Annotated in this window: 21 protein-coding genes; 10 read left to right on the top strand and 11 right to left on the bottom strand. The window is 71.5% G+C overall.

All coding sequences use genetic code 11. The features are described from left to right. Positions 1–31: 31 nt before the first annotated feature. Positions 32–1,390 (bottom strand): glutamine synthetase, encoded by a 1,359-nt coding sequence (locus AB0M82_RS30200; protein ID WP_364728963.1) that lies wholly within the window; start codon positions 1,388–1,390, stop codon positions 32–34. Between the two features lie 101 nt (positions 1,391–1,491). Beyond that, entirely contained in the window at positions 1,492–2,295 is an 804-nt protein-coding gene (locus tag AB0M82_RS30195; RefSeq protein ID WP_364728960.1) for an EamA family transporter, read from the bottom strand. Positions 2,296–2,637: 342 nt separating this feature from the next. Between AB0M82_RS30195 and AB0M82_RS30190 the strand changes: the two genes are divergently transcribed. Continuing rightward, positions 2,638–2,817, top strand: a complete 180-nt coding sequence (locus AB0M82_RS30190; protein WP_364728888.1) for a hypothetical protein — start codon at positions 2,638–2,640, stop codon at positions 2,815–2,817. 138 nt (positions 2,818–2,955) lie between these two features. On the opposite strand, the gene AB0M82_RS30185 is transcribed toward AB0M82_RS30190, so the two are convergent. The 5 genes from AB0M82_RS30185 to AB0M82_RS30165 form a co-directional block, all read right to left on the bottom strand. Further along, complete coding sequence (locus AB0M82_RS30185; RefSeq protein ID WP_364728885.1) at positions 2,956–4,137, bottom strand: ROK family protein; 1,182 nt, start codon at positions 4,135–4,137, stop codon at positions 2,956–2,958. Positions 4,138–4,148: 11 nt separating this feature from the next. Then, on the bottom strand, positions 4,149–5,615 hold the full coding sequence (locus tag AB0M82_RS30180) for an ABC transporter permease (RefSeq protein WP_364728882.1): 1,467 nt from the start codon (positions 5,613–5,615) through the stop codon (positions 4,149–4,151). 20 nt (positions 5,616–5,635) lie between these two features. Next, complete coding sequence (locus AB0M82_RS30175) at positions 5,636–6,409, bottom strand: ATP-binding cassette domain-containing protein (protein WP_364728879.1); 774 nt, start codon at positions 6,407–6,409, stop codon at positions 5,636–5,638. Positions 6,410–6,529: 120 nt separating this feature from the next. Further along, positions 6,530–7,669 carry a substrate-binding domain-containing protein gene (locus AB0M82_RS30170; protein WP_364728876.1) on the bottom strand — a complete coding sequence of 380 codons (1,140 nt, stop codon included), beginning with the start codon at positions 7,667–7,669 and terminating at the stop codon, positions 6,530–6,532. A 675-nt stretch (positions 7,670–8,344) separates the two neighbouring features. Continuing rightward, on the bottom strand, positions 8,345–10,081 hold the full coding sequence (locus tag AB0M82_RS30165) for a DEAD/DEAH box helicase (RefSeq protein WP_364728873.1): 1,737 nt from the start codon (positions 10,079–10,081) through the stop codon (positions 8,345–8,347). A gap of 224 nt (positions 10,082–10,305) precedes the next feature. On the opposite strand from AB0M82_RS30165, the gene AB0M82_RS30160 reads away from it, so the two are divergent. Next, a complete protein-coding gene (locus AB0M82_RS30160; RefSeq protein WP_364728870.1) occupies positions 10,306–11,472 on the top strand; it encodes a YihY/virulence factor BrkB family protein in 1,167 nt (388 codons plus the stop codon). A gap of 88 nt (positions 11,473–11,560) precedes the next feature. Beyond that, positions 11,561–14,698, top strand: a complete 3,138-nt coding sequence (locus AB0M82_RS30155; RefSeq protein WP_364728867.1) for an efflux RND transporter permease subunit — start codon at positions 11,561–11,563, stop codon at positions 14,696–14,698. Positions 14,699–14,826: 128 nt separating this feature from the next. On the opposite strand, the gene AB0M82_RS30150 is transcribed toward AB0M82_RS30155, so the two are convergent. Both AB0M82_RS30150 and AB0M82_RS30145 read right to left on the bottom strand, forming a co-directional pair. Continuing rightward, positions 14,827–15,663, bottom strand: a complete 837-nt coding sequence (locus AB0M82_RS30150; RefSeq protein ID WP_364728864.1) for a hypothetical protein — start codon at positions 15,661–15,663, stop codon at positions 14,827–14,829. Between the two features lie 164 nt (positions 15,664–15,827). Then, complete coding sequence (locus tag AB0M82_RS30145; protein ID WP_364728861.1) at positions 15,828–16,070, bottom strand: DUF3039 domain-containing protein; 243 nt, start codon at positions 16,068–16,070, stop codon at positions 15,828–15,830. Between the two features lie 67 nt (positions 16,071–16,137). Between AB0M82_RS30145 and AB0M82_RS30140 the strand changes: the two genes are divergently transcribed. From AB0M82_RS30140 to AB0M82_RS30125, 4 genes are read left to right on the top strand one after another with little or no spacing between them, the layout of a single operon-like run. After that, the gene (locus AB0M82_RS30140) at positions 16,138–16,926 is read left to right on the top strand and encodes a sporulation protein (RefSeq protein WP_364728858.1); all 789 of its coding nucleotides are present in this window, start codon (positions 16,138–16,140) and stop codon (positions 16,924–16,926) included. Positions 16,927–16,928: 2 nt separating this feature from the next. Beyond that, positions 16,929–17,564, top strand: a complete 636-nt coding sequence (locus AB0M82_RS30135; RefSeq protein ID WP_364728855.1) for a hypothetical protein — start codon at positions 16,929–16,931, stop codon at positions 17,562–17,564. 9 nt (positions 17,565–17,573) lie between these two features. Beyond that, a complete protein-coding gene (locus tag AB0M82_RS30130) occupies positions 17,574–18,479 on the top strand; it encodes a pseudouridine-5'-phosphate glycosidase (protein WP_364728852.1) in 906 nt (301 codons plus the stop codon). Next, positions 18,476–19,348 carry a carbohydrate kinase family protein gene (locus tag AB0M82_RS30125; protein ID WP_364728849.1) on the top strand — a complete coding sequence of 291 codons (873 nt, stop codon included), beginning with the start codon at positions 18,476–18,478 and terminating at the stop codon, positions 19,346–19,348. The genes AB0M82_RS30130 and AB0M82_RS30125 overlap by 4 nt, the downstream gene beginning before the upstream one ends. Before the next feature lie 80 nt (positions 19,349–19,428). Here the strand turns inward: AB0M82_RS30125 and AB0M82_RS30120 are convergent, their stop codons facing one another. Both AB0M82_RS30120 and AB0M82_RS30115 read right to left on the bottom strand, forming a co-directional pair. Further along, positions 19,429–19,743, bottom strand: a complete 315-nt coding sequence (locus AB0M82_RS30120; RefSeq protein WP_364728846.1) for a DUF3099 domain-containing protein — start codon at positions 19,741–19,743, stop codon at positions 19,429–19,431. 38 nt (positions 19,744–19,781) lie between these two features. Beyond that, the gene (locus AB0M82_RS30115) at positions 19,782–21,047 is read right to left on the bottom strand and encodes an amidohydrolase (RefSeq protein ID WP_364728843.1); all 1,266 of its coding nucleotides are present in this window, start codon (positions 21,045–21,047) and stop codon (positions 19,782–19,784) included. A gap of 28 nt (positions 21,048–21,075) precedes the next feature. Between AB0M82_RS30115 and AB0M82_RS30110 the strand changes: the two genes are divergently transcribed. The 3 genes from AB0M82_RS30110 (at position 21,076) to AB0M82_RS30100 (ending at position 24,331) form a co-directional block, all read left to right on the top strand. After that, positions 21,076–22,581 (top strand): methyltransferase, encoded by a 1,506-nt coding sequence (locus tag AB0M82_RS30110; protein WP_364728840.1) that lies wholly within the window; start codon positions 21,076–21,078, stop codon positions 22,579–22,581. After that, positions 22,578–23,003 (top strand): D-aminoacyl-tRNA deacylase, encoded by a 426-nt coding sequence (dtd, locus tag AB0M82_RS30105; RefSeq protein WP_364728837.1) that lies wholly within the window; start codon positions 22,578–22,580, stop codon positions 23,001–23,003. Before AB0M82_RS30110 ends, dtd begins: the two co-directional genes overlap by 4 nt. A gap of 287 nt (positions 23,004–23,290) precedes the next feature. Further along, positions 23,291–24,331, top strand: a complete 1,041-nt coding sequence (locus AB0M82_RS30100; RefSeq protein ID WP_364728834.1) for a sigma-70 family RNA polymerase sigma factor — start codon at positions 23,291–23,293, stop codon at positions 24,329–24,331. The last annotated feature ends 107 nt before the right edge of the window (positions 24,332–24,438 follow it).

Genomic DNA, 24,438 nt, shown 5'->3' with positions numbered 1-24,438 from the left:
CGCGCGGGCTCCCTGAGCCATCTTCCCAGCTTCAGTAACGCCACAGGTGTGCGGCGACGATCTCGTCGGTCGTGCGTTCGGCCGCCCACGCCGCGTCGGACGCCCGGACCGCGCGGAACGCTCCCAGCAGTTCGTCGCCGAGCACGCCGGCGATCCGGGGCGAGGCGAGCAGCGCGGCGTCCTGTTCGGCGGTGTCCGCCGGCAGCCGGCGCACGCCGCGCGTCTCGCGCTCACCCTCCGTCCAGCCGCCCGGGTCCTCGCCGATGGGATCGGGCAAAGCGGGCGAATCCTCGATCCCGGCCATCCCGGCGGCCAGCACCGCGGCCAGCGCGAGGTACGGGTTGGCCGAGGCGTCGGACGTCTTGAGCTCGACGTTCGCGTGGTCGGCGCCCAGCAGCGGCGAGCCGGGCACGTACCGCAGCGGCGCCTCCCGGTTTTCGACGCCCCAGAACGCGTACGCGCCGGCGAAGTAGCCGGGGCGCAGCCGCAGGGTCGACGGGACGCTCGGCGCGGTGATCGCGGTCAGCGCCGGCAGGTCGCGCAGCAGCCCGGCGAGGTAGCCGGCGCCGGCTTCGGCGGGCAGGCCGTCGCCTTCGCCCTCGAGCAGGTTCCGGCCCTTCCGGCGGACGGACGTGTGCAGGTGCCAGCCGTTGCCGGCCGCGCCGAGGCCGATCAGCGGCGCGAAACTGACGGCGAGACCGTGCGTGTGCGCGGCGGCGTGGATGGTCTGGCGGGCCAGCAGCTGGTCGTCGGCGGCCGAGACCGGGTCGGTGGCGGCGAGCGACAGCTCGATCTGCGCGACGCCGTACTCGGCGTGCAGCTGGCCGATCCGCAGGCCGTTGGCCGCGAAGTCGTGCAGCAGGGCCGCGACGAAGCCGTCGAGGCGGACGAGCGCGTGCGGGCTGTAGGCCGGCCCGGCGTGTCCGGGCGTCGTCACGACGTCGGTGCTGCCCGCTGGCGCGACGGCGAACTCCAGCTCGTAGCCCGCGCGGAACTCCAGCCCGCGCCGGGCACCCTCCGCGACCTGCGCCTCGAGGACCGCCCGCTGGCAGTACGGCCAGGGCGAGCCGTCCGCGGCGACCTGCCGGACCGGCGCCCAGGCCAGCGCGGGCTGCCCGGCCAGCCGGCACAGCCGGTCGATCACCGGCACGAGCCGGATGTCGCCGGACGGCGTCGCGAGGCCGGCGTGCCCGTAGGTGATCGCGTCGTGGCTGTCGAAGACGGCGAACAGGGACGTCGCCCCGACGCCGCGGCCGGCGGCGTCGGCCAGGCCCGCGACGGGGACGATGCGGGAGCGGGGGATGCCGTTGTTGTCCGCCCAGGCCAGATGTACCCCGCCCACTCCGGCCGCGGCGAAGTCCTTCGCCGCCGCCGACGCCGCCTTCGTCATGGCCACCCGCTTCCCCTGCGCCCCGGGCCAGTATCCCGGTCGAGTGCGGCGGAGGCCATCGCGATCCGGCCCGCGGAAGCGGCCGGCCGGGGCGAGGCCGGTCAGCCCGGTGGCTCCGGAGACAGCCGGGACGTCGTCTCACGGCTCCGCAGGGCCACCCCCGCCACCACCGCCAGCGTCCCCAAGGCCTCCAAAACGCTCGGCACCTGCCCCAGGAGCACGAAGCCGGTCACCCCGGCCGTCACCGGCAGCAGGGCCAGCAGCAGCGCGAACCGGGCCTGGCCGACGCGGCGCAGCACCACCTGATCGAGCGCGTAGGGCACCACCGTCGAGAGCACTCCGACGCCGACGCCGAGCAGCAGCAAGCGCGGCGAAGACCACACCTCGCCGGTGCCGAGGGCCAGCGGGGAGAGCGCGACCGTCCCCGCGGCGAAGCCGATCGCCAGGCTGTCGATGCCGTCGCCTTCCACCGCCACCCGCTTGCCGAGCAGGATGTACCCCGCCCAAGCCGCCGCCGCGCCGAGGGCGAGCACCACTCCCAGGGCACTCCCGGACAGCCGGACGTCCGCGATGGCCACCACCCCGGCCGCCACGAGCAGCACCGCCAGCACGTCCCGCAGTGACCGGGAGCCGAACGCCGCCACCACCACCGGGCCCGCGAACTCGATCGCCACCGCCGTGCCCAGCGGGAGCCGGGCGATCGCCTCGTAGAAGACCACGTTCATGCCCGCCGTCACGACGCCGAAGACGATCGCCAGCGCCAGCCGCCGGCCGCGCCAGGCCGCCCGGGGTGGCCGCCGCCAGGCCAGCAGCACCACCGCCGCGCCGAGGCACCGCAGCCACGCCACCCCGGCGGGCGTCGCGTGTCCGAAAAGACCGACCGCGACGGCCGCGCCGACGTACATGGAAATTCCGCTGAGAACGAACAACAGCGGGGCGGGTGGCGTCGAAAGCTTCCGCGCCGGGCTCGCGGCACTCATGTGCCCATGGTGCCTGACCACGGAAAACGTAACTCTCCGGGTTTTCGTCTCCTGCATTGCGGGATACGACTACGGCATCCGGGGTAAATCGGCGTGACTCAGGTCCCACCGGCGCGGGAACACTTGCGGGCTGCGAAACGTCTGGAAGAGTGGAACCACGAACACCGCGGAGCCGGAGGCGATCGCCGCCACCGGCATCAGTCCCGAAGTGGGCGTAGCTGGATCGATGGCACCGGGCAACCGGTGCCGGGACGGAGGGAGACCCCCATGACATCGCCGACGCTCACCCGCCCCGAACTGACCGCCGCCGACCGCTGTGACCGGTGCGGAGCTGCAGCTCAGGTACGAGCCATCCTCAGCAAGGGTGGCGAACTGCTCTTCTGCGGGCACCACGCCCGTGAGCACGAGGCCAAGCTCAAGGAACTGTCCGCCGACCTCCAGCGGTAACCACCCCGAAACGCCCGAAGGCGGCCGGTGCGCACAGGCACCGGCCGTCTTCGTTTTCTGCAACTTGCAAAGTGCGGGGCCGAAGTCACGGTCCGGCCGCGAAATACCGTGATTCCGGACACAAAACCGGACAGGAAATCAGACAGAATCCAGCACGACCTCGAACGCCACTTCCGCGGCGCCCAGCAGCTTCACGTCGGCCCCCAGGGCCGAGCTGATGATCCGGGTGCCACCGACCGCCCGGCTCACCAGGCTGCGCCGGCGCACCTCGGCGCCGACGTGCCGGAGGACCGCGTCCGGCAGGACCGTGAGCAGGTCGCCGAGGATCACCAGCTGCGGCCCCAGCAGGTTGACGACGTTGATCAGCCCCAGCGTCAGCCACTCGGCGAACTCCGCGAGCCGCGTCAGCGCCGTCTCGGGATCGCGGCTCAGCTCCCGCAGCTCGAACAGGATCGCGCCGCGCGGGGTGTCCTCGGCCAGCCCGAGCGCCCGGCAGAGCGCGGCTTCGCCGACCTCGGTCTCCCAGCACCCGCTGCTGCCGCAGTAGCAGGCCCGTCCGCCCGGGCGGATCACCATGTGCCCGATTTCGCCGACGTAGCCGGAACCGCCGCGCAGCGCCGAGCCTTCGGAGATGACGCCGCCGCCGACCCCGACGTCCGCCGAGATGTACACCACGTCGGACGACCCGCGGGCCGCCCCGCGCAGGTGCTCGGCGACCGCGCCGAGCTCGGCGTCGTTGCCGACCAGGATCGGGATCTGCAGCACACTGCCGAGCCGCTCGCCGAGCGCGATGTCGGTCCAGCGCAGGTTCGGGGCCTCGTGCACGTACCCGTCGGCCCGCCGGACGACGCCGGGCACCGACACCCCGGCCGCGACCGGGGTCACGCCGAGGTCGCCGGCCAGGATGGCCGTCGACTCGAGAACGTGGGTGATGACCTCGTCGGGCTGCCCCATCCGGCCGCGCAGGTTCCAGCTGTTGCGGCCCAGGATCTGGCCGCCCAGCCCGACCAGGGCGATCGCGACGTGCTCGACCTGCAGGTCGACCGCGAGCACGACCGCCGCGTGCGGCTGGGGCAGGACCAGGAGCGAGGGGCGGCCCGCCCCTCGTCCCGGCCTCGGCACCTTCTCCTCGACGACACCGGCTTCGGCGAGCCCGTCGACGAGGGTCTTGATCGTGCTCCGGTTGAGCCCCAGCTGGGTGGCCAGGGTCGCCCGGGTGCTCGGCCCGCCGACGTGCAGCAGGCGGAGCAGTGTCGTGCGGTTGTGCCGGCGCACCTCGTCCGGTCGAGCAACGGGCGTGCTGGTCACGGACTTGATCATTCCATGCTGGTTCAGCGCGACGACGCAGCCGCGCGGCGCCGGGACAGCGCGTCGACGGTGGCGGCGAGCAACAGGACCAGGCCGGTGATGATGTTGACCACCGCGGCCGGCTGCTTGAGCAGGCCCAGGCCGTTGATGACCACGGCGATCACCAGGCCACCGACGACCGCGTCGGAGACCCGGCCCTTGCCGCCGAACAGCGACGTGCCGCCGATGACGGCCGAACCCACCGCGAACAGCAGGGTGTTCAGGCCACCGGACTGCGGGCTGACCGAACCGACCTTCGACGCGGCGACGATGCCGCCGATCGCCGCGATCGCGGAGCCGATGACGAACACGCTCGCCCGGATCTTCGGCACATCGATACCGGCGCGGCGGGCGGCTTCCTTGTTGCCGCCGACCGCGTAGACGTACCGGCCGTACTTGGTCCGGTTGAGCGCGTAGGTCCCGATCACCAGCAGCACCAGCATGATCGGGATGACGTACGGGATGCCCTGGATCGTGACGACCGCCTTGTTCGGCGAGCGGTTGATCGTCAGCAGCCAGGTGCCCAGTGCCGACAGCACGACGAGCGCCGCGACCTTGACCATCACCAGCGCCGTGGGCCGCACGACGAGGCCGCGCTTGAGCCGTTTGAAGTGGCTGAGCAGCGTGATCACCGCGAAGCCGCCGGCGGCGACGAGGAAGAAGATCCAGCTGCCCACGATGTCCAGGTTGCCGTTGGCGATCTTGTACAGCACGTCCGAGTTGGTGATGCCGATCGTGCCGCCCTCACCGATGAACTGCAGCAGGACGCCCTGCCACACGATGAACAGCGCCAGCGTCACGACGAAGGACGGCATGCCGATCTTCGACACGAGGAAGCCGGTGATGCAGCCGATCGCGGTGCCGACGCAGATGGCCAGCAGGATCTCGAGCCAGGCGTTGGCGGGGACGCCGATCGCGACGATCAGCACGCCGACCAGCGAAAGCCCGGCGCCGGCCCAGATCCGCTGGTAGGCCGAAAGCAGCATGGCCACGGCGAGGACGGCGATGAACGTGATGAACACGCCCGACCCCATGTTGCCCAGCAGGTTTCCGTTGTGGACGTAGTGCAGCGCCATCACCGACGCGGCGGTGCCGGACGCCACGCCGGCGGCGAGGTCGATCTCGCCGAGCAGCAGCACGAAGACGATGCCCATCGCGATGATGATCACGCCCGCGCCCTGCGGGAAGACGTTGGCGATGTTGGCCAGCGTGAAGAAGTTGTCCGACAGCGCGCTGAACAGGACCACAAGCACGAGCAGGCCGAACAGCGACGGCAGCGCGCCGAGCTCGCCGGCCCGCAGGCGGGCGAAGTAGTCGCGGATGGCTTCGCCGGTTGACATCGATGTCGTGTCGATGCCGAAGTCGGTGATCGCCGCGGTGGGGTTCTGGGTCTGCGCGAGCGCTTCCGCGGCCGGGGTGTCGACCTCGTGTCTGGCAGGGGTTTCAGTCATTTCCGGTTCTTTCTTCCCGCTCACAGGACCACAGCTTCGGGCCGGGCCAGACCGAGGTCACCGGAGCGACCCGCGGTGATCAGCTCCACGACCTGGCCGTGGGTGACGTCCTTCGTGTGCACCTCGGTGACGAGCCGGCCGAGGTAGAGCACGGCGATGCGGTCGGCGACCTCGAACACGTCGGCCATGTTGTGGCTGATCAGCACGACGCCGAGGCCCTGCTCGGCCAGCCGGCGAACCAGGTCGAGCACCTGCCGGGTCTGCGCGACGCCGAGTGCGGCGGTCGGCTCGTCCAGCACGACGACCTTGCTGTTCCACAGCACGGACTTCGCGATGGCGACGGTCTGGCGCTGCCCGCCGGACAGCGAGGAAACGGGCGTGCGGACGGACTTCACGGTCCGGACCGACAGTGAGGCCAGCGTCTCGCGGGCGGCCTTCTCCATGCTGGCTTCGTCCAGCTTCCACGAGCTGCCGCGCTCGCGGCCGAGGAACATGTTCTGGACGATGTCGAGGTTGTCGGCGAGTGCGAGGTCCTGGTAGACGACCTCGATGCCGAGGTCGGCGGCGTCGCGCGGGCCACGGATGTGGGTGTCCTGCCCGTTGAACCGCACGGCCCCCGAGTCGTACGGGTGGATGCCGGCGATGCACTTGACGAGGGTCGACTTGCCGGCGCCGTTGTCGCCGACGAGTGCCGTCACTTCCCCCGCACGCACGTCGAAGTCCACGTCATGGAGGACGTGGACAGGGCCGAAGCTCTTGTTCAGGCCCTTGATCTCGAGAATGGGCTCACTCATGGATGGCTTTTCTCCTGGGTGGGGACCGGGCCGGGACGCGCTGTCGGGGTGCGTGTCCCGGCCCGGCTGTTCATGGGTACTGCGCCGTTCGTTGCCAACCCGACCGGCAACGCGGGCGGCTCAGGAGGTGATGCCGAGCGAGCTGCACTTGGCGGCGAGTTCGCCACCGCAGATCTCGGTCGCCTTCACGTAGCCCTCGGTCACGACGATCTTGATGTCCTTCTCCAGGATCGTCTTCGGCGTGAGCAGCACGGACTTGATGTCGCGGTTGTTCTTCGGGTCGTGCAGCTTGCCGGTCGCGATGGCGTCCGCACCGGCCTTGTCGCCCTTGACCAGGGCGGCGGCCAGCTTGGCGGTGGCCTCGGCCTCCTCCTTGATCGGCTTGAAGACAGTCATGTACTGCTCGCCGCGCATGATCGCCATCAGGCCGTCGGCGGTGGCGTCCTGGCCGGTGACCGGGACCTTGCCGTTGAGGCCGTTCCGCTTGAGGACGGTGATGACCGCGCCGGCCAGGCCGTCGTTCGCCGCGACGACGCCGTCGACCTTGCCACCGTTGTTGGTGAAGATCTGCTCGAACGTCGTGCCGCCGAGCTGGTTGTCCCAGTCGTTGATCGGCTGCTTCTGGATCCGCTTCAGCGTGCCGGCCGCGTAGAGCGGGTCGAGGACGGACTCCTGGCCCTTGGTGAACAGCGTCGCGTTGTTGTCGGTCGGGGCGCCCTCGATCTGGACGACGCCCGCGCCCGGCTTGCTCTTCAGCGCCTCAGCCATGGCCTGGCCCTGCAGCTGGCCGACCTTTTCGTTGTCGAACGAGACGTAGTAGTCGGCGCTGCCGCCGAGGCTCGGCCGGTCGTAGTCGATGACCGGGATGCCCGCGGCCTTCGCCTTCGCCTCGACCGAGGCACCGACGGCCGGGTCGGCCGGGGCGATGATCAGGGCCTTGACGCCGGAGCTGATGAAGCCGTCGGCCAGGGTGGCGAACTTCTGGGCGTCGCCCTGGGCGTTCTGGACGTCGGCCTCGAAGCCCTGCGCCGACAGCGCGGCCTGCAGCATGGGCTTGTCGAAAGCCTCCCAGCGCGCCGAGCTGGCGGTCTCGGGGAGGATGACGCCGACCTTGCCGCTGGCGCCACCGGCGGCCGGGGCGGACGCGGAGTTGGAGCTGCTCCCCGTGCCCCCGTTGTTCGAACTGTTGGCGCCGCAGGCGGTGAGCACCAGGCCGGTGCTCACCGTGGCGGCAAGGAGGGTAAGGGTTCTGGTGCGCATCCTCGTTCCTTCCGGATCCAAGCATTGTGACGAGCGGCCGTCGACGTCGTCTCGGGCCTGCGGGGCGGTGATCCGGAGAGGCCCGGCGCACCGTCGCGCATATGTTGTGGGCGACAACATATGCCGCTGAGCGGCTGCGGGGAAGATAGCTGGATCGATTAAATGACACCAATTGGACACGGTTCGGCAACACGGACTGAACCTCGCCCGGAAAGAGTAGATCCGCTGACGATGTGATCGCCAGCACTCACGGTGGGTCACTTCGAAGTTTTCTGGTGGCCCGGACGTCCCCCGGCCGCCGGAGCCGCCGGGCACCGAGTGCGACCTGGCGCGGATTGGTGGTGATCCCACCGACCACGGCCACGCCTGGTCGCCGACTTGCGAAACCTTTCGGACTGACTGCCCGAACCGCCGTCCGGCCGGGGAAGAACGGGCAGCTTGCGGGTGACAGGCGGATACGCAGCGTCACAAGCGCTCGAACGGGGTTCGGGAACAGACGGTGACGGCCGGACTTCAACCTCTCGGGTGACACGAGACGGCGCAGGGGCCGCCCCGAAGAGGGCAAAACGGACTGTTTCCTTCACTGGCCCTTCGGTGCCCTGAAGCTCCCCTTCAGAGGCTTTCGGACGGGCGGCGTGCCGACGCGCCGCACCTGCGACGCTCACTGCCTGTGCGCTACCAGGAGCGCAGTGTCACGATCCGCTCCTCGAGCTGCTCGACGGTCGCCATCGCGGTCGGAGGACCGCCGCAGACCCGGCGCAGCTCGTTGTGGATCGCGCCGTGGGGCTTCTTCGTCCGGTGGTGGTACATGCCGACCAGCGCGTTGAGCTCCTTGCGGAGCGCGCCGAGCCGCTCGCTCACCGAGGCCGGGCGGGAGGGGGCCGGCGGGGCCTCCTCCTTCGCGGGCTTGCGGCGCTTCCCGTCCGCGATCTGCTCCTCCTGCCGCTTGCGCAGCAGCGCCCGGACCTGGTCGGGCTCCAGCAGGCCGGGCAGGCCGAGGTACTCCTGCTCCTCGTCGGAGCCGGAGAACACCGCGGTGCCGAACGAGTTGCCGTCGTAGATGACCTGGTCGAGCTCGGCGGAGGCGCCCAGCGACGTGAACGCCTTCTCCTCCTCGCCCGGCTCGTCCTCGGTGCGGTTGGCCTGGGCGAGGAGCTCGTCCTCCCAGCCTTCCTTCTCCCGGTGCGGCTTGCCCAGCACGTGGTCGCGCTGCGCCTCCAGCTCGCTGGCCAGCTCCAGCAGCACCGGCACCGACGGCAGGAACACGCTCGCCGTCTCGCCCTTCTTCCTGGCCCGCACGTAACGGCCGATCGCCTGGGCGAAGAAGAGCGGCGTCGACGCGCTCGTCGCGTACACGCCGACGGCCAGCCGCGGCACGTCGACGCCTTCGGAGACCATCCGGACCGCCACGATCCAGCGCTCGTTCGTCTCGGAGAACTCCTTGATCCGGCCCGAGGCCTTCGGGTCGTCCGAGAGCACCAGCGTCGGCATCTCCCCCGAGATGCGCTCGAGGATCTTCGCGTACGCCCGCGCCGTCTCCTGGTCGGTGGCGATCACCAGGCCGCCCGCGTCGGGCACGCTCTGGCGGACCTGCGACAGCCGCGTGTCGGCGGCCTGCAGCACCGCCGGGATCCACTCGCCCGCCGGGTCGAGCGCCGTGCGCCACGCCCGGGCGTTCTGCTCCGCGGTCAGCGGCTCGCCGAGCCGCGCGGTGAACTCCTCCCCCGCGCTGGTGCGCCAGGAGGCCTCGCCGGAGTAGGCGAGGAAGACGACCGGCCGGACCACGCCGTCGGCCAGCGCGTCCGCGTAGCCGTAGGAGTGGTCGGCCTTGCTGCGCTGGAACCCGCCGGAGTCCGGTTCGTAGGTGACGAACGGGATGGCCGAGTCGTCGCTGCGGAACGGGGTCCCGGTCAGCGACAGGCGCCGCACGGCCGGGGTGAAGGCCTCGCGGATCGCGTCACCCCACGACTTCGCGTCGCCGCCGTGGTGGATCTCGTCGAGGATGACCAGCGTCTTGCGGTTCTCGGTGCGCACCCGGTGCAGCGTCGGGTGGGCCGCGACCTGCGCGTACGTCAGGGCGACGCCGTTGTAGTCCGACGACGTCACACCCGTGGTGTTGCGGAAGTTCGAGTCGATCTGGATGCCGGCCAGTGCCGCCGACGCCGCCCACTGGTGCTTGAGGTGCTCGGTCGGGGTGACGATGGTGACCGCCTCGATCGTGCGGTCGCTCAGCAGCTCGGCGGCGATCCGCAGGCCGAACACCGTCTTGCCGGCCCCCGGCGTCGCCACCGCGAGGAAGTCCTTCGGCCGCCGGGTCAGGTACTTCGTGAGCGCCCGCCGCTGCCACGCCCGCAGCGGGCGCGCGGTCGAGTCCTTCTCCGCGGGAGGTGCCCCGAGCTGCGTCTCCGTCATCGCCGGTCCTCCCCCTCGCTCCCGTGCCTCAAGTGCTTTGACGTGCGAAAACCCTCACTGTGGTACCGACTTCGGCGTCGGCTACTGCGGTGAGGGCACTGGAGCGAGTCTACCGTCCGGGTCCGACAGTTCCCGGCACCGGCACGGGTGAGGCCCCTCGACACGCCCGGGCGCACCGACGGTGACGAGCCAAATCAGTGCCGATGGACCATGCTGGACACGTCATGGGTGAGGTGCAGCCGCCGGAGTCGGCGAAGGTGGCCCGCAAGGGGCCGTGGCGGCTCGTCACGCGCACGTTCGGCAAGGCCTGGGAAGGCAACGTCTTCTCCGAAGCCGCGGAGGCCGCCTTCTGGCAGACGCTGTCGCTGCCGCCGCTGCTGCTCGGCCTGCTCGGCAGCCTGGGGTTCGTCGGCGAGTGGTTCGGCCAGGACGTGGTCACCGCGGTGCACGACCGCATCATCGGCTTCTGCCGGACGGTCTTCAGCACCAACGCCGTGCAGGACATCATCGAGCCGACCGTGAACAGCATCCTCACCGTCGGCAAGGGCGAGATCGTCTCGGTCGGCTTCCTGATCTCGCTGTGGGCGGGCTCGTCGGCGATGTCGTCGTTCGTCGACGCGATCACCGTCGCGCACGACCAGTACGGCGTCCGCAACGACGTCTGGCAGCGGATCTTCGCGCTCCTGCTGTACCTGTGCGGCCTGGTGATCCTCGTGGTCGGGCTGCCGCTGCTGGCGATCGGCCCCGACCTGCTGCCGGAGTTCTTCCCGGCGGCCTGGCGCCCGACCGTGACGTCGTGGGTGAGCACGCTGTACTTCCCCGCGCTCGGCGCGATGATCACCCTCGCGCTGACCACGTTGTACAAGCTCGCGCTGCCGCGGAAGCTGCCGTGGCACCGCGGGCTGCCCGGCGCGGTGCTCGCCATGGTCGTGTTCCTGCTCTCCTCGATCGGCCTGCGCGTCTACCTGAACTGGATCACCAAGACCGGCTATACCTACGGCGCGCTGGCCGCGCCGATCGCGTTCCTGCTGCTGATGTTCTTCATCGGGCTGGCCGTGGTCGGCGGGGCGTACTTCAACAGCGCGATCCAGGAGCTGTGGCCGGCGAAGGCGACCCGGCGGCAGCGGCGCAAGTGGCGGCGGCTGGAGATGGAACGCGCCTCCGAGCGGCTGCGCTCGGAGGAGGGGCGCAAGCTGTGGGAGCGCTCGACCACGCCGCTGCGGCGCCCGCGCGGCGAAGACGTCTCCCGCAACGGCACGGCCGGGGACGACGTGGCCGCACCGTCCGAAGAGGACGGCAATCCGTCACGCAGCGCGCCGGAACCGGCACCCAGCGCTCCTCAGGGTCGCGGGTCCACCGAAGGGACGACCCGGAATCCACCCCCAGACTGAGTCGCTCCTCAGTTCGGACATGGGAGGCTCTCCGTGTCACTGACGCAGGCATGGGTCGCCGCGTCGTTCCTGAGGGGGTTTTCACATCATGTCCGTGCTGGCCAGACTGAGCCTGCGCAACCGGAGCCTGATCGGCCTGCTCGCGCTCGTCGTCGTCGGCTTCGGCGCCTTCGCGCTGCCGCAGCTCAAGCAGCAGCTGTTCCCGTCCCTGCAGTTCCCGCAGGCGCAGATCGTCACCGCGTACGCGGGCGCGTCGCCGGACGCGGTCGACCAGCAGGTCACCGAGCCTCTCGAAGGCGGTCTGCAGGGGCTGAAAGGCCTGGAGCAGCTCAGCTCGACGTCTTCCGACGGCGTTTCGCGGGTCGTCGCGCGGTTCGCGTTCGGCACGGACATCGACGCCGCCGTCTCGCGGATCCAGCAGGTCGTGAACCAGGTCCGGCCACGGCTGCCGCAGAACTCCGAGCCCACGGTGTCCGCGGGCAGCACCGACGACCTGCCGGTCGTGCTGGTCGCCGCGGGCACCACCGGGGACCCGCAGGCGCTCGCGCCCGCGCTGACCGACCAGGTCGCGCCGGAGCTGCGGAAGATCGACGGCGTCCGCACCGTGACGGTCACCGGCGTCCGGCAGCCGCGCGTCACGATCGCGCTCGACTACGCGAAGCTCGCCGCCGCGGGCGTCGACCCGGCTTCGATCGCCACCACGCTGCAGACGGCCGGAGCCGCGGTGCCGGCCGGGACGCTGACCGAGAACGGCAAGACGCTGTCGGTCCAGGTCGGGGGTGGACAGACCACTGTGGACAGTCTCCGCGGCCTGTACCTGACCCCGGGTGCCGCGCGAGCGGGCGCCCCGGGGCGGGGTCCGGTGAAGCTGGGCGACGTCGCCGACGTCCAGGCCGGCTTCGCGCCGCCGACGTCGATCACGCGCACCAACGGCAAACCCAGCCTCGGTCTCTCGATCACCATGGTGGACAACGGAAACGCCGTCGCGATCTCCGACGCCGTCCGCGACAAGCTGCCGGACCTGGCGAAGAAGACCGGCGCCGAGATGAGCGTCGTGTTCGACCAGGGCACGCCGGTGAAGGACGCGATCAGCGGTCTCACCACCGAAGGCCTGCTGGGGCTGGCGTTCGCCGTCCTCGTCATCCTGCTGTTCCTGCTGTCGGTGCGCTCGACGCTGGTGACCGCGGTGTCGATCCCGCTGTCGGTGGTGGTCGCGCTGCTGGCGCTGTGGACCGGCGACCTGTCGCTCAACCTGCTCACCCTCGGCGCGCTGACCATCGCGATCGGCCGGGTGGTCGACGACTCGATCGTGGTGCTGGAGAACATCAAACGGCATCTGGCGTACGGCGAAGAGAAACAGCGGGCGGTGCTCGACGGCGTCCGAGAGGTGGCCGGCGCGGTCACTTCGTCCACGCTGACGACCGTCGCGGTGTTCCTCCCGATCGCGTTCGTCGGCGGGTTCGTCGGCGAGCTGTTCACGCCCTTCGCGATCACCGTGACGGTGGCGCTGCTGGCTTCGCTGCTCGTGTCGCTGACCGTGGTTCCCGTGCTGGCGTACTGGTTCCTGAAGCGGCCCGCGGTCCCGGCGGACGCCATCGAGGCCGAGCGGGCGCGCGAGGCGGCGGTCGAAAAGGAGCGCCGCGGCATCCTGCAGCGGGCCTACCTGCCGGTGATCCGGTTCGCGACGCGGCGGCGGCTGACCGTCGTGCTGCTCGCGCTGCTGATCTTCGCCGGCACGGTCGGGCTCGCCACGCGGCTCGACACCAACTTCCTCGACCAGTCCGGCGGCACCACGCTGAACCTGACGCAGAAGCTGCCCGCGGGCACCAGCGTCGAGGCGAAGGAGCAGGCGGCCACCGCCGTCGAGCAGGCCCTCGCGGCCGAGCCCGCGGTGCGGACCTACCAGGTCAGCGTCGGCGGTGGCGGCCCGTTCGGCTTCGGGGGCGGCACTTCGACCAGCATCTCCGTCACCGTCGCGAAGGACACCGACCTCGACGCGCTGTCGGACCGGCTCCGCGGCAAGCTGACGGCACGGCCCGAGCTGGGCGAGATCAAGATCGGCGCCGACGCGTCCGGGTTCAACTCCGACCAGGTCTCGGTCACCGTCACGGCGCCTTCGCAGGACGCGCTGAAGCCGGCCGCCGACCAGGTGCTGCAGGCGCTGCGCGGGGTGTCCGGGCTGACCGAGGTGACCAGCGACCTCGCCGTCGGCTCGCCGCGGGTGCAGGTCGAGGTCGACGCCGCCGCGGCCGCCGCGCACGGGCTGTCGGCGGGCACCATCGGGCAGATCGCCAACCAGGCGATCGCCGGGCGCACGGTGACACAGCTGCCCGTGGACGGACAGCGCACGGACATCGTGCTGCGCGCCGGCACCGCCCCGGTGACCGTCGACCAGGTGCAGGGCCTGCCGATCCCGGGCCCGGGCGGCGTCGTCCGGCTCGACGAGGTGGCCAAGGTGTCCACTGTGGACGGCCCGGCGTCGGTGCGCCGCACCGGCGGCGACCTCAGCACCACGGTGACGGCCAAGAACACCGGGGACGACCTGACCAAGACCACCGCGGACATCAAGGCCAAGCTGGCCGGGCTGACGTTCGCCGGCGGCGCGTCGTCCTCGCTCGGCGGGGTGAGCCAGGACCAGCAGGAGGCGTTCTCGAACCTGTTCCTGGCGCTGCTGGCGGCGATCGCGATCGTGTTCCTGATCATGGTGGCCACGTTCCGCAGCCTGATCCAGCCGCTGATCCTGCTGGTGTCGATCCCGTTCGCGGCGACCGGCGCGATCGGGCTGCTGCTGGCCACCGGCACCGCGCTCGGCCTGCCGGCGCTGATCGGCATGCTGATGCTGGTCGGCATCGTGGTGACCAACGCGATCGTGCTGATCGACCTGATCAACCAGTACCGCGCCGAAGGGATGAGCGTCGCCGACGCCGTCACCGAGGGCGGCCGGCGCCGGCTGCGGCCGATCCTGATGACCGCGGCGGCGACGATCTTCGCGCTGGTCCCGATGGCGCTGGGCATCACGGGGCAGGGCGGGTTCATCGGCCAGCCACTGGCGATCGTGGTGATCGGCGGGCTGGTCAGCTCGACACTGCTGACGCTGGTGCTGGTCCCGACCCTCTACACGATGGTCGAGACCCGCAAGGAGCGCCGCCGGGCCCGCCGCGAAGCGCGCCGGACCCCGGCGAAGGCCCCGGAATCGGAGTCCCTGGACCCCGCCCCCACCGCCTGACCCCGTAACTCGCGTGATCCAAGCCGGATCTCGCGTGATTGGGGCCGTAACTCGCGAGTCACGGCCCCAATCACGCGAGTTACGGGTCTGATCACGCGAGTTACGGGTCTGATCACGCGAGTTACGGGTTATTGGCGGAAGCGGTAGGTCATGCTGTCGAAGAGGATGCAGATGCCCGGGGACATCACGATCACGCGGAGCGTGTTGTCGCGCTCGTCGAAGTCGAGGCCCTCGACCTCGAAGTTCCCGCCGCAGCCGCTGCGGAGCGGGAGCCGGCCCAGCGACGTGACGTGACCCGCGACGTCGGCGCCGGAAAGCGGGCCGGCCAGGTCGACCTGCAGCAGCGGCTTCGTCGTGCCGAAGAGGCTGCCGTCCGGGTCGTCGGACGCGCAGAGCAGCCGGGTGACGGTCTGGAAGTCGCAGCCCTGGACGTCGCGGACCGGGTGGTCGAGCCGGATCGCGGACGCGTACGGCAGGTTCTGCGCCGGGTCCGTGGCCACCGCGCCCGGCATCGGGTGCACCAGGAGCCGGGCCATGGTGCCCCACTCCCCCGCCACCAGCCAGCGCGCGTCGGGCGACACCGCGGCGAAGGAGTTGTTGTTCGCTTCCCACGACTCGAGGTCGTGCTTGTAGTTCTTCCACGAGCCGTCCGGGGCCTGGACGCGGAAGAGCTTCGCGCCCCGGTCGTCACGCTGGTAGGGCTCGACGTACCAGCCCTGGGCCGAGCCGGGGTCGCCGACGTGGTTCCAGCCCTGCGAGTTCTCCTCCGCCGGGATCGTGCCGACCCCGGTGTAGCGGATGGTGGTGCCCGACGGGCGGACGATCGTGGCGAGGCCCTGGCTCTCGTCGAGGGCACGGGCTTGGTCCCGGCCGACCTCCGCCCAGCCCGTGACGGCCTGGGCGAGCGCCGGCGAGAACGCGGTGAGCAGGGCGGCGACGGCGACGACGATTCCGGTTCTGCGCATGTGCGACTCCGGTGGGTGAGGGAACCTGGTCCGCTCGATCTACCAGGAGTCCCGCGCCGGCACACCCGCCGAATGAAGGTTATTCACATTTGTCCGGCGATCTGTCCGTTTCCGGACAGCGGAAAAGCCCCGGCGGGCACACCCGCCGGGGTCCCGGCCGGAGGTCACTCCCCCGGGCGCAGCCCGTCGAAGATCTCCTTGCAGGCCGGGCAGACCGGTGACCCGGGCTTCGGCGACTTCGTGACCGGGAAGACCTCGCCGCACAGCGCCACCACGTGACTGCCCATGACCGCGCTCTCGGCGATCTTGTTCTTCTTCACGTAGTGGAACATCTTCGGGGTGTCGTCGTCGGTGGTGTCCGCGCCCTCGGGCGTGGTTTCCGGCTTCGTCAGAGTCTCGGTGCTCACCCGGCCATTGTGCCCGAGTCCCCCGGAACCGCCTACGAAAGCCCCTCGACCTGGCAGGATCGCGGGCATGTTCCAGAAGGTGCTCGCGACGTTCGGCTCGGGCGGGGCGCGGCTCGACGCCCGGCTGCTGGACCGGACCGCTTCCCCCGGCCGCCCGCTGCACGGCGAGGTGCTGCTGCTCGGCGGCGAGGTCGACCAGGAGATCAAAGGCCTCGCGGTGACGCTGCTGGCCCGCGTCCAGATCCCCGGCGCCGACAAGACCGAAGACCTCCCCTTCGGCACGCAGCACCTGGTCGGCCGGGAGACCATCCGCGCCGGCCAGCAGGTCCGGCTGCCGTTCGAGCTGGCGCTGCCGTGGGAGACGCCGGTGACGAGCGTCTACGCCAAGCCGCTGGCCGGCACGGCGGTCGGGGTGCGGGCCGAGCTCGACCTGGCCGCGGCGGTGGCCGACCCGTTCGACGCCGACGCCGTCGCGATCGAGCCGCTCCCGGCGCAGAAACGGGTCCTCGACGCGGTCAGCCGGATCGGGTTCACCTTCCGCGAGGCGATCCTCGAGCAGGGCCGGATCCACGGCGCGCCGCAGCAGCTGCCGTTCTTCCAGGAGATCCGCTTCGCGCCTTCGCCGCGCTTCGCGAGCGTCTTCACGCAGCTCGCGGTCACCTTCCTGACCTCACCGGAGCGCACCGAGGTCGTGCTGGAGGTCACCAAGCGGGTCCGGGTGAGCAAGAGCGGCGGCTTCGGCGGCCGGGGCCAGGACTTCCTCGGGACGTTCACCATGAAGCCGGACGTGAACTGGGAGAAGCAGCTCGAGGACTGGCTCGACCAGGTGGCCCGGCCGCGGGGGATCTTCGACTAGCCATGGAGTGGCCCGAAGCGATCGCGGCGCTGGGCGGCGAGCCGTCGGCGGCCGGCTGGGCACGGCTCGAAGCGCGCTACGGCGAACCGCACCGCCGCTACCACACCCTGGACCACGCGGCCGCCGTCGCGCGGGACTCCGCCTGGCTCGCGGACGTCCTGGACCTCGGCGAAACCAGCCGCGCCCTGGTCGCCGTCGCGGCCTGGACGCACGACGTCGTGTACGACGCGAAGCCCGGCGAAGACGAACGCGCCAGCGCCGCATGGGCCCGGGAAGCGCTGAAGCAGGCGAAGACCGGCGAAGCGCACATCGAGCGCGTCACGGACCTGATCCTCGCCACGACCAAGCACGACGCGCCGCCGGAAGACGCCCTCGCGACCGCCCTGCTCGACGCCGACCTGGCGATCCTCGGCGCCCCTCCCGAGCTGTACGCGACGTACGCCCGCGGGGTGCGCGAGGAGTACGCGAAGTACCCCGACGACATCTGGCGCGAAGGACGCGTCGCCGTCCTCGAAGGCCTGCTGTCCCGGACGCTCTACCGCAGCGAAGCCGCGCGAACACGCTGGGCGAGCACCGCGACGGCGAACCTTTCCGCCGAGCTGACCCACTGGCTCCGCGCGCGGAGCGATCACCGATGATGGTTCCTCGTGACCACCCCACTCAACCTGCACCAAGAGGTCGCCTCGGCGCTGCGTGACGGGCACCCCGTCGTCGCGCTGGAGAGCACCATCCTGTCCCACGGCCTGCCGCCGGGCCGCAACCTCGACGTCGCCCGCCGCCTCGAGCGCGTGGTGCGCGACGGCGGCGCCGTCCCGGCCACGATCGCGGTGCTCGACGGACGGGTCGTCGTCGGCCTCGCCCCCGCCGAGCTGGAGCGGGTCTGCGCGCCGGACGCCGGGCTGGACAAGCTGTCGCTGCGCGACCTCGGCCCGGCCGTCGGGCTCGGCCGCTCCGGCGCGACGACCGTGGCGAGCACGTCGGCGCTGGCGGCCGCGGCCGGGATCGGGATGTTCGCCACCGGCGGGCTCGGCGGGGTGCACGTCGGCGCCGCGCGGACCTGGGACGTCTCGGCGGACCTCGGCGTGCTGGCGAAGGTGCCGACCGTGGTCGTGTGCTCGGGCGTGAAGTCGGTGCTCGACATCCCGGCGACCCTGGAAGTGCTGGAGACGAACTCCGTGCCGGTGCTGGGCTACCGGACCGGCGACTTCCCGGCGTTCTACCTGCGCTCGTCGGGCCACCAGGTCGGCTGGCGGGTCGACGACCCGAAGCAGGCCGCCGCCGTGGTCGCCGCGCACCGGGCGTACGCGTCTTCCGGTGTCCTGCTGGCGAACCCGATCCCCGAAGAGTCCGAAATGGACCGGGAGCTGCACGACCGGCTGCTCGCCGAAGGCCTCGCGCTGGTGGCCGAGCGGGGCGTGCACGGCGCCGACGTCACGCCGGTGCTGCTGGAGCACTTCCACACCGCGAGCGGCGGCGTGAGCATCGACGCGAACGAGGCGTTGGTGCTCAACAACGCGAAGCTGGCGACCGAGGTGGCGGTGGCGCTGGCATGACCGGGATCGTGGTGGTAGGCGACGCGGCCCTCGACGTGATCGCCCGGCACGACAAGCCCTTGCCGCACGGCGGTGACGCCCGCGCGAAGATCCGGTTCACCGGCGGCGGCGCGGGCGCGAACACGGCGCTGTGGCTGCGCTCCCTCGGCGCCGACACGACGTTGCTCGCGCGGATCGGCGACGACCCGGGCGGCCGGCTGATCAAGGCCGAGCTGGAGGCGGCGGGCGTGCGGTGCGCGTTCGCCGTCGACCCGGAGGCGCCGACCTGCTGCGTCGTGGTGATGGTCGACGGCTCGGGGCAGCGGAGCATGCTCGCCGACCGCGGCGCGAACCAGCGCTTCTCGCCCGAGGACGTCTCCGCCGAGGTGCTGAAGGACGCGAGCCACCTGCACCTGTCCGGTTACGTCCTGCTCGACCCGCCGTCGCGCGCGGCCGGGCTGGCGGCGCTGGCGGCGGCCCGCGAAGCCGGGTTGACGACGTCGGTCGACCCGCAGGCCGCCGCGCACATCACCGACCCGGCCGCGTTCCTCGACGACGTGCGCGGGGTGGACCTGCTGATGCCGAACACCGAAGAGCTGGTCGCGCTGACCGGGTCGGCGGACCCGGCGTCGGCGAAGGAGCTGCTCGGCGCGGTCGGCGCGGTGGTGGTCACCGCCGGGCTGGACGGCGCCAGCTGGGTCGATCAGGGCGGCGTCACGAGCGTGCCCGCCGTCGAGGCCGACTGCGTCGACTCGACCGGCGCGGGTGACGCGTTCGACGCGGGCGTGCTCACCGGCTGGCTCGCCGGGGAGTCCACTGTGGACGTCCTGCGGCGCGGGACGCGGCTGGGCGCGCTGGCCGTCGGAAAGGTCGGACCTCAGCCTGCCTAAAACCGCATCTTTCTCGGCGAAAGATGCGCCTCAGGCGACCCAAAGCGCATCTTTCGTCGGAGAAGTGGCTCCCTGACGCCTCAGCCGTCGATGACGCGGTGGGTGGTGCTCTCGATCGCCTTCGCCTCGTGCTGGTAGGTCGAGACGTTCTCGGACTTGCGCGGCGGGCGGTCGTTCGCGACCAGCACCGCGACCCACGGCAGCGGCACCGAGATCGCCAGGAACGTCAGCGCCAGCCACCACACGTGGTAGGTCAGCCCGGCCGCGATCAGGCACGGGATGCGGCAGGCCATCATGATGACGTACTTGCGCTTGCGTGCCGCGAACTGCTCTTCGTACGACGGGGCCGCCCCGGTGATCAGGACCGGGTCCGAGTCGTTGGCGGGCATGGTCACTGCACCACCTCCGTGGTCCATCGTCCCACTCGTGTGGTTCATCCGACAGCGGGGTGACGCAACCGGCTCAGCGCCGCGGCGACGAGAGTCTCGATGCCGGTGCGCAGGGTCGGGTGCAGCACCGGGGCGAACCGCGGCGAGTGGTTGGACGGGATGTCGCGCTCGAACCGGCCCTCGGTCATCGCCGTGATCACCGTCTCCGGGTCGAAGCCGCCGACCAGCCAGAACACCGACGGCGCGCCCGCCGCGCGGCCGAACTCGCTGAAGTCCTCGCTGCCGGTGATCAGCGGCGCGGGAAAGGTCGAGTCCGCGCCGAAGTGGCCGCGGAAGACCTCGGTGAGCGCGTCGTTGGCGGCCGCGTCGTTTTCGGTGACCGGGTAGGAACTGCCCCGCTCGATGTCCGGGACCTTCGGCGCGCCGGCCGTCGCCGCCTCGCCGTTGACGATCCGTTCCACCGCGGCCAGCACCCGCTCGCGGACGGCCTGGTCGAACGAGCGGACGTTGACCTCGAGGACGGCGTCGTCGGCGATCACGTTGCTCGCCGTGCCGACGTGCAGCGAGCCGACGGTGACCACGGCCGAGTCGGTGGCGGCGATCTCCCGCGACACGATCGTCTGCAGCTTGAGCACCACGGACGCGGCCAGCACGGCCGGGTCGACGGTCGTCTCCGGGCGCGACCCGTGCCCGCCGCGGCCGTGCAGGGTGACGCGCAGCGTGTCGGTCGCGGCCATGATCACGCCGGGCCGGGTGAGCACCCAGCCGGCCGGGCCGGGCACCAGGTGCTGCCCGAACACGACGTCGGGCCGGCCGGCGATCTCGAACAGGCCGGCGCGGACCATCGCCGCGGCGCCGCCGGCGCTCTCCTCCCCCGGCTGGAACACCACCAGCAGCGTGCCGGACCAGGTGTCGCGGCCGCGCGCGAGCAGCGCGGCGGCGCCGGAGAGCCAGGTGGCGTGCATGTCGTGGCCGCAGGCGTGCATGACGGGCACGTCCTGGCCGTGCTCGTCGGTGCCGCGGGCGGTGCTGGCGTAGGACAGGCCCGTCTTCTCCTCGACCGGCAGCGCGTCGATGTCGGCGCGCAGCAGCACCGTGGGGCCCTCGCCGTTGCGCAGCACGCCCAGCACGCCGGTGCCGGCGATGCCGGTGTGCACCTCGTAACCGTCGAGCTCCAGCCGCCGGGCCAGCTCGGCCGCCGTCCGCGTCTCGGCGAACGACAGCTCGGGGTGCTCGTGGAGGTCGATGTACAGCGCTTCGAGCTCGGGCAGCGCCGCGTCGAGCGGGGCGAGGACGCGTTCAAGGGTCACGGAAGCCATCGTGGCACCATTACCCACCGTGAGCACGCGAAGCGTACTGCCCGACCTGTCCGACGACGTCTGCGCGCGGCTGCGCGAAGCCTTCCGGCGCACCGGCTACGACGCCGACGGCGTGGTGGCCGCCCTCGGCGGCGCCGCGCACGCGGCGCTGGGCCGCGGCGAGCCGCTGCCGGCGGAGCGCGCGACCCGCGACGCGGGTGACCTCGGCACCCTGATCCGGCTGTTCCTGCTGGGCGGGAGCGAGCCGGAGACCGCGGTCAAGGCCGCCTTCGCGCCGCTCACGCCGGAGGACGCCGTGACGGCGGGCCTTCTCGCGCCGGTCACCGGCGGCTACCGCGCCGCCCTCGACGTCCGCCCGCACGGCGACGACGAGGGCTCCTGGTGGGTGGTCTCCGACCTCGACGCCGACGTGCTCGGCACCGCCGTGCCCGGGGACCACGTGCTCGGCGTCGGCCACGCGTCGCTGTCGCTGATCCGCGCCACCAGCCGCCGCCCGGTCGGCACCCTGCTCGACCTGGGCACCGGCAACGGCGTGCAGGCACTGCACGCGACCCGGCACGCGCGGCGCGTGACCGCCACGGACGTCTCCGAGCGGGCCCTCGCCCTGGCCGCGGCGACCTTCCGGCTGAACGAACTGGACGTCGAACTGGTGCGCGGCGAGTGGTTCGCGCCGGTCGCGCGGCGGAAGTTCGACCAGGTCGTGTGCAATCCGCCGTTCGTGGTCGGCCCGGCGCGGGTCGACTACACCTACCGCGACTCCGGGCTGGCCGGCGACGACGCGAGCGCGCTGGTCGTGCGGCAGCTGCCCGGGTTCCTGAACGACGACGGCGTCGGCCAGCTGCTGGCTTCGTGGCTGCACACCGGAACCGAGGACTGGGCCGACCGGGTGAGCCGGTGGCTGCCCGCCGAGACGGACGCCTGGTTCGTCCAGCGCGACGTCGCCGACCCGGCGCTCTACGTCGGCACGTGGCTGCGGGACGCCGGCCTCGATCCGCGCTCGCCGGAGGGCCGGGCGAAGGCGGCGGCGTGGCTCGACTGGTTCGCGGCGAACGACGTCCGGGGCATCGGTTTCGGCTTCGTCACGCTGCGGCGCGCGACTGGGGTGAACACAGCCACCGTGGTGTGCGAAGACCTGCGGCAGGCCTACGACGACCCGCTGGGGCCCGAAGCGGCGGGCTGGCTGGACCGCGTGGAATGGCTGCGTGAATCGGGGGATTCATTGCTGGATGTCCGTTTTGTGGTTCCGGACACGGTTTTGCTGGAAAGCATCGAGGAACCCGGCGACGAGGGCTGGGCGACGACGGTCCGGCGGCTGCACCGCACCGACGGGCCGGGCTGGCAGCACGAGGTCGACGAGCTGGCCGCGCGGCTGCTGGCGGGCTGCCGTGGCGCGCTGCCCCTGACGGACCTGATCGAGCTCCTCGCGGCCGCGCAGGGCCTGGAGGCGGGCGAGCTGGCGGCCGCCGCACTGCCCGTCGTCCGCGAGCTGGTCCGGCACGGGATGCTCGTCCCGGCGGGCCGGTGAGGGCCGTCGCGGCCCGTGTCACGCGGGCGGACGTGACCGTCGACGGCGAGGTCGTCGGGGCGATCACCGAGCCGGGTTTGCTTGTGCTGCTGGGAATCCATCTGGGTGACGACGCGGCGAAGGCCGTCACCATGGCGCGGAAACTGCACGAACTGCGCGTGCTTCGTGACGAGGAATCATGCGCCACGGCGAATGCGCCGCTGCTCGTGGTGAGCCAGTTCACGCTCTACGGCGACACGAAGAAGGGACGGCGGCCGTCGTGGACGCAGGCGGCCCGGCCCGAGGCCGCCGAACCGCTGGTGGACGCCGTCGTGGCCGAGCTGCGCGGCCGCGGCGCCACCGTGGCGACGGGGCGGTTCGGCGCGATGATGGCGGTCTCCAGCGTCAACGACGGTCCGTTCACCGTTCTCGTAGAGGTTTAGACCAACTCGGACCGGTTCAGTTTCCGCCGTGATTCACATTGAATTCTCAGGTTTCCCGCCCCTGGAGCGTTCTCAGCAAAAGCTCAGCAATGGTTCAGCAACCGGAACGCTCCCGCAGCCGTCTTCCCTTATGACGAGCCGGGAACGTTTTGGCAACCCGGAGCGTTGTGCCAGATGTCCAGCCAAGCCGGCCGGACCGGCGTACCGGGCTCCACAGGCCCCGGTTCGCGGGTACGCACCCGGCGTGACTTACCGCAGCACGTTCAGCCCGTGACCGGGGAGGCAGAATGTCAGTCCAGACTCTCGAACGCGAGTCGCGCGGGATTCGTGAGCGCGCCATCCCGGCGCCATCAGCGCCGTCGTCGGACGAATCGGTGACCTTCGGGGCGCTCACCGACGCCGACCTCGACGCCCAGAGCCCCGCCGCCGACCTGGTGCGCGTCTACCTCAACGGCATCGGCAAGACCGCCCTGCTCAGCGCGGCCGACGAGGTCGAGCTCGCCAAGCGCATCGAAGCCGGGGTCTTCGCCCAGCACATGCTGGACACGGCCGAGACCCTCACGAGCAAGCGCCGCACGGAGCTGTCGGCCCTGGTCCGCGACGGCCACGTGGCCAAGAACCATCTGCTGGAGGCCAACCTCCGCCTGGTGGTCTCGCTCGCCAAGCGGTACACCGGCCGGGGGATGCCGCTGCTCGACCTGATCCAGGAGGGGAACCTGGGTCTGATCCGCGCGGTGGAGAAGTTCGACTACTCCAAGGGGTTCAAGTTCTCGACCTACGCCACGTGGTGGATCCGGCAGGCCATCACCCGCGGCATGGCCGACCAGGGCCGCACCATCCGGCTCCCGGTCCACCTGGTGGAACAGGTCAACAAGCTGGCCCGCATCAAGCGCGACCTGCACCAGCAGCTCGGACGCGACGCGACCCACGAGGAGCTGGCCGCCGAGTCGGGCATCCCGGCCCACAAGATCTCCGACCTGCTCGACCACTCGCGTGACCCGGTAAGCCTGGACATGCCGGTCGGCACGGAGGAGGACGCCCCGCTGGGCGACTTCATCGAGGACTCCGAGGCGACCGACGCCGAGAGCGCCGTCATCTCGGGCCTGCTGCAGGACGACCTGCGCCGCGTCCTGGCGACGCTGGACGACCGCGAGCAGCACGTCATCCGGCTCCGCTACGGCCTCGACGACGGCCAGCCCCGCACCCTCGACCAGATCGGCAAGCACTTCGGGCTCTCCCGCGAGCGCGTCCGCCAGATCGAGCGCGAGGTCATGTCCAAGCTCCGCCAGGGCGAGCGCGCCGACCGGCTCCGGGCGTACGCCAGCTGATCCGTGATCGCGAAGGGGCGGGTGCACGGGGCATCCGCCCCTTTTCGCGTGCCCGCGCATCGGCAGGCCGACGACCAGCGCTTCCCCGATCCGCGCGCCACGGCGGA

Origin of the sequence: Amycolatopsis sp. NPDC051128, from assembly GCF_040682715.1 — a bacterium.
Lineage (GTDB): Bacteria > Actinomycetota > Actinomycetes > Mycobacteriales > Pseudonocardiaceae > Amycolatopsis.
This window is presented reverse-complemented; position numbering and strand designations above follow the sequence as displayed.

Coding starts and splice junctions, on each gene's coding strand:
- AB0M82_RS30140 (WP_364728858.1), top strand. CDS start 16,138: ATGTTCCAGAAGGTGCTCGCGACGTTCGGCTCGGGCGGGGCGCGGCTC.
- AB0M82_RS30195 (WP_364728960.1), bottom strand. CDS start 2,295: ATGTACGTCGGCGCGGCCGTCGCGGTCGGTCTTTTCGGACACGCGACG.
- AB0M82_RS30125 (WP_364728849.1), top strand. CDS start 18,476: ATGACCGGGATCGTGGTGGTAGGCGACGCGGCCCTCGACGTGATCGCC.
- AB0M82_RS30135 (WP_364728855.1), top strand. CDS start 16,929: ATGGAGTGGCCCGAAGCGATCGCGGCGCTGGGCGGCGAGCCGTCGGCG.
- AB0M82_RS30100 (WP_364728834.1), top strand. CDS start 23,291: ATGTCAGTCCAGACTCTCGAACGCGAGTCGCGCGGGATTCGTGAGCGC.
- AB0M82_RS30180 (WP_364728882.1), bottom strand. CDS start 5,615: ATGACTGAAACCCCTGCCAGACACGAGGTCGACACCCCGGCCGCGGAA.
- AB0M82_RS30185 (WP_364728885.1), bottom strand. CDS start 4,137: ATGATCAAGTCCGTGACCAGCACGCCCGTTGCTCGACCGGACGAGGTG.
- AB0M82_RS30190 (WP_364728888.1), top strand. CDS start 2,638: ATGACATCGCCGACGCTCACCCGCCCCGAACTGACCGCCGCCGACCGC.
- AB0M82_RS30165 (WP_364728873.1), bottom strand. CDS start 10,081: ATGACGGAGACGCAGCTCGGGGCACCTCCCGCGGAGAAGGACTCGACC.
- AB0M82_RS30155 (WP_364728867.1), top strand. CDS start 11,561: ATGTCCGTGCTGGCCAGACTGAGCCTGCGCAACCGGAGCCTGATCGGC.
- AB0M82_RS30150 (WP_364728864.1), bottom strand. CDS start 15,663: ATGCGCAGAACCGGAATCGTCGTCGCCGTCGCCGCCCTGCTCACCGCG.
- AB0M82_RS30170 (WP_364728876.1), bottom strand. CDS start 7,669: ATGCGCACCAGAACCCTTACCCTCCTTGCCGCCACGGTGAGCACCGGC.
- AB0M82_RS30175 (WP_364728879.1), bottom strand. CDS start 6,409: ATGAGTGAGCCCATTCTCGAGATCAAGGGCCTGAACAAGAGCTTCGGC.
- AB0M82_RS30200 (WP_364728963.1), bottom strand. CDS start 1,390: ATGACGAAGGCGGCGTCGGCGGCGGCGAAGGACTTCGCCGCGGCCGGA.
- AB0M82_RS30160 (WP_364728870.1), top strand. CDS start 10,306: ATGGGTGAGGTGCAGCCGCCGGAGTCGGCGAAGGTGGCCCGCAAGGGG.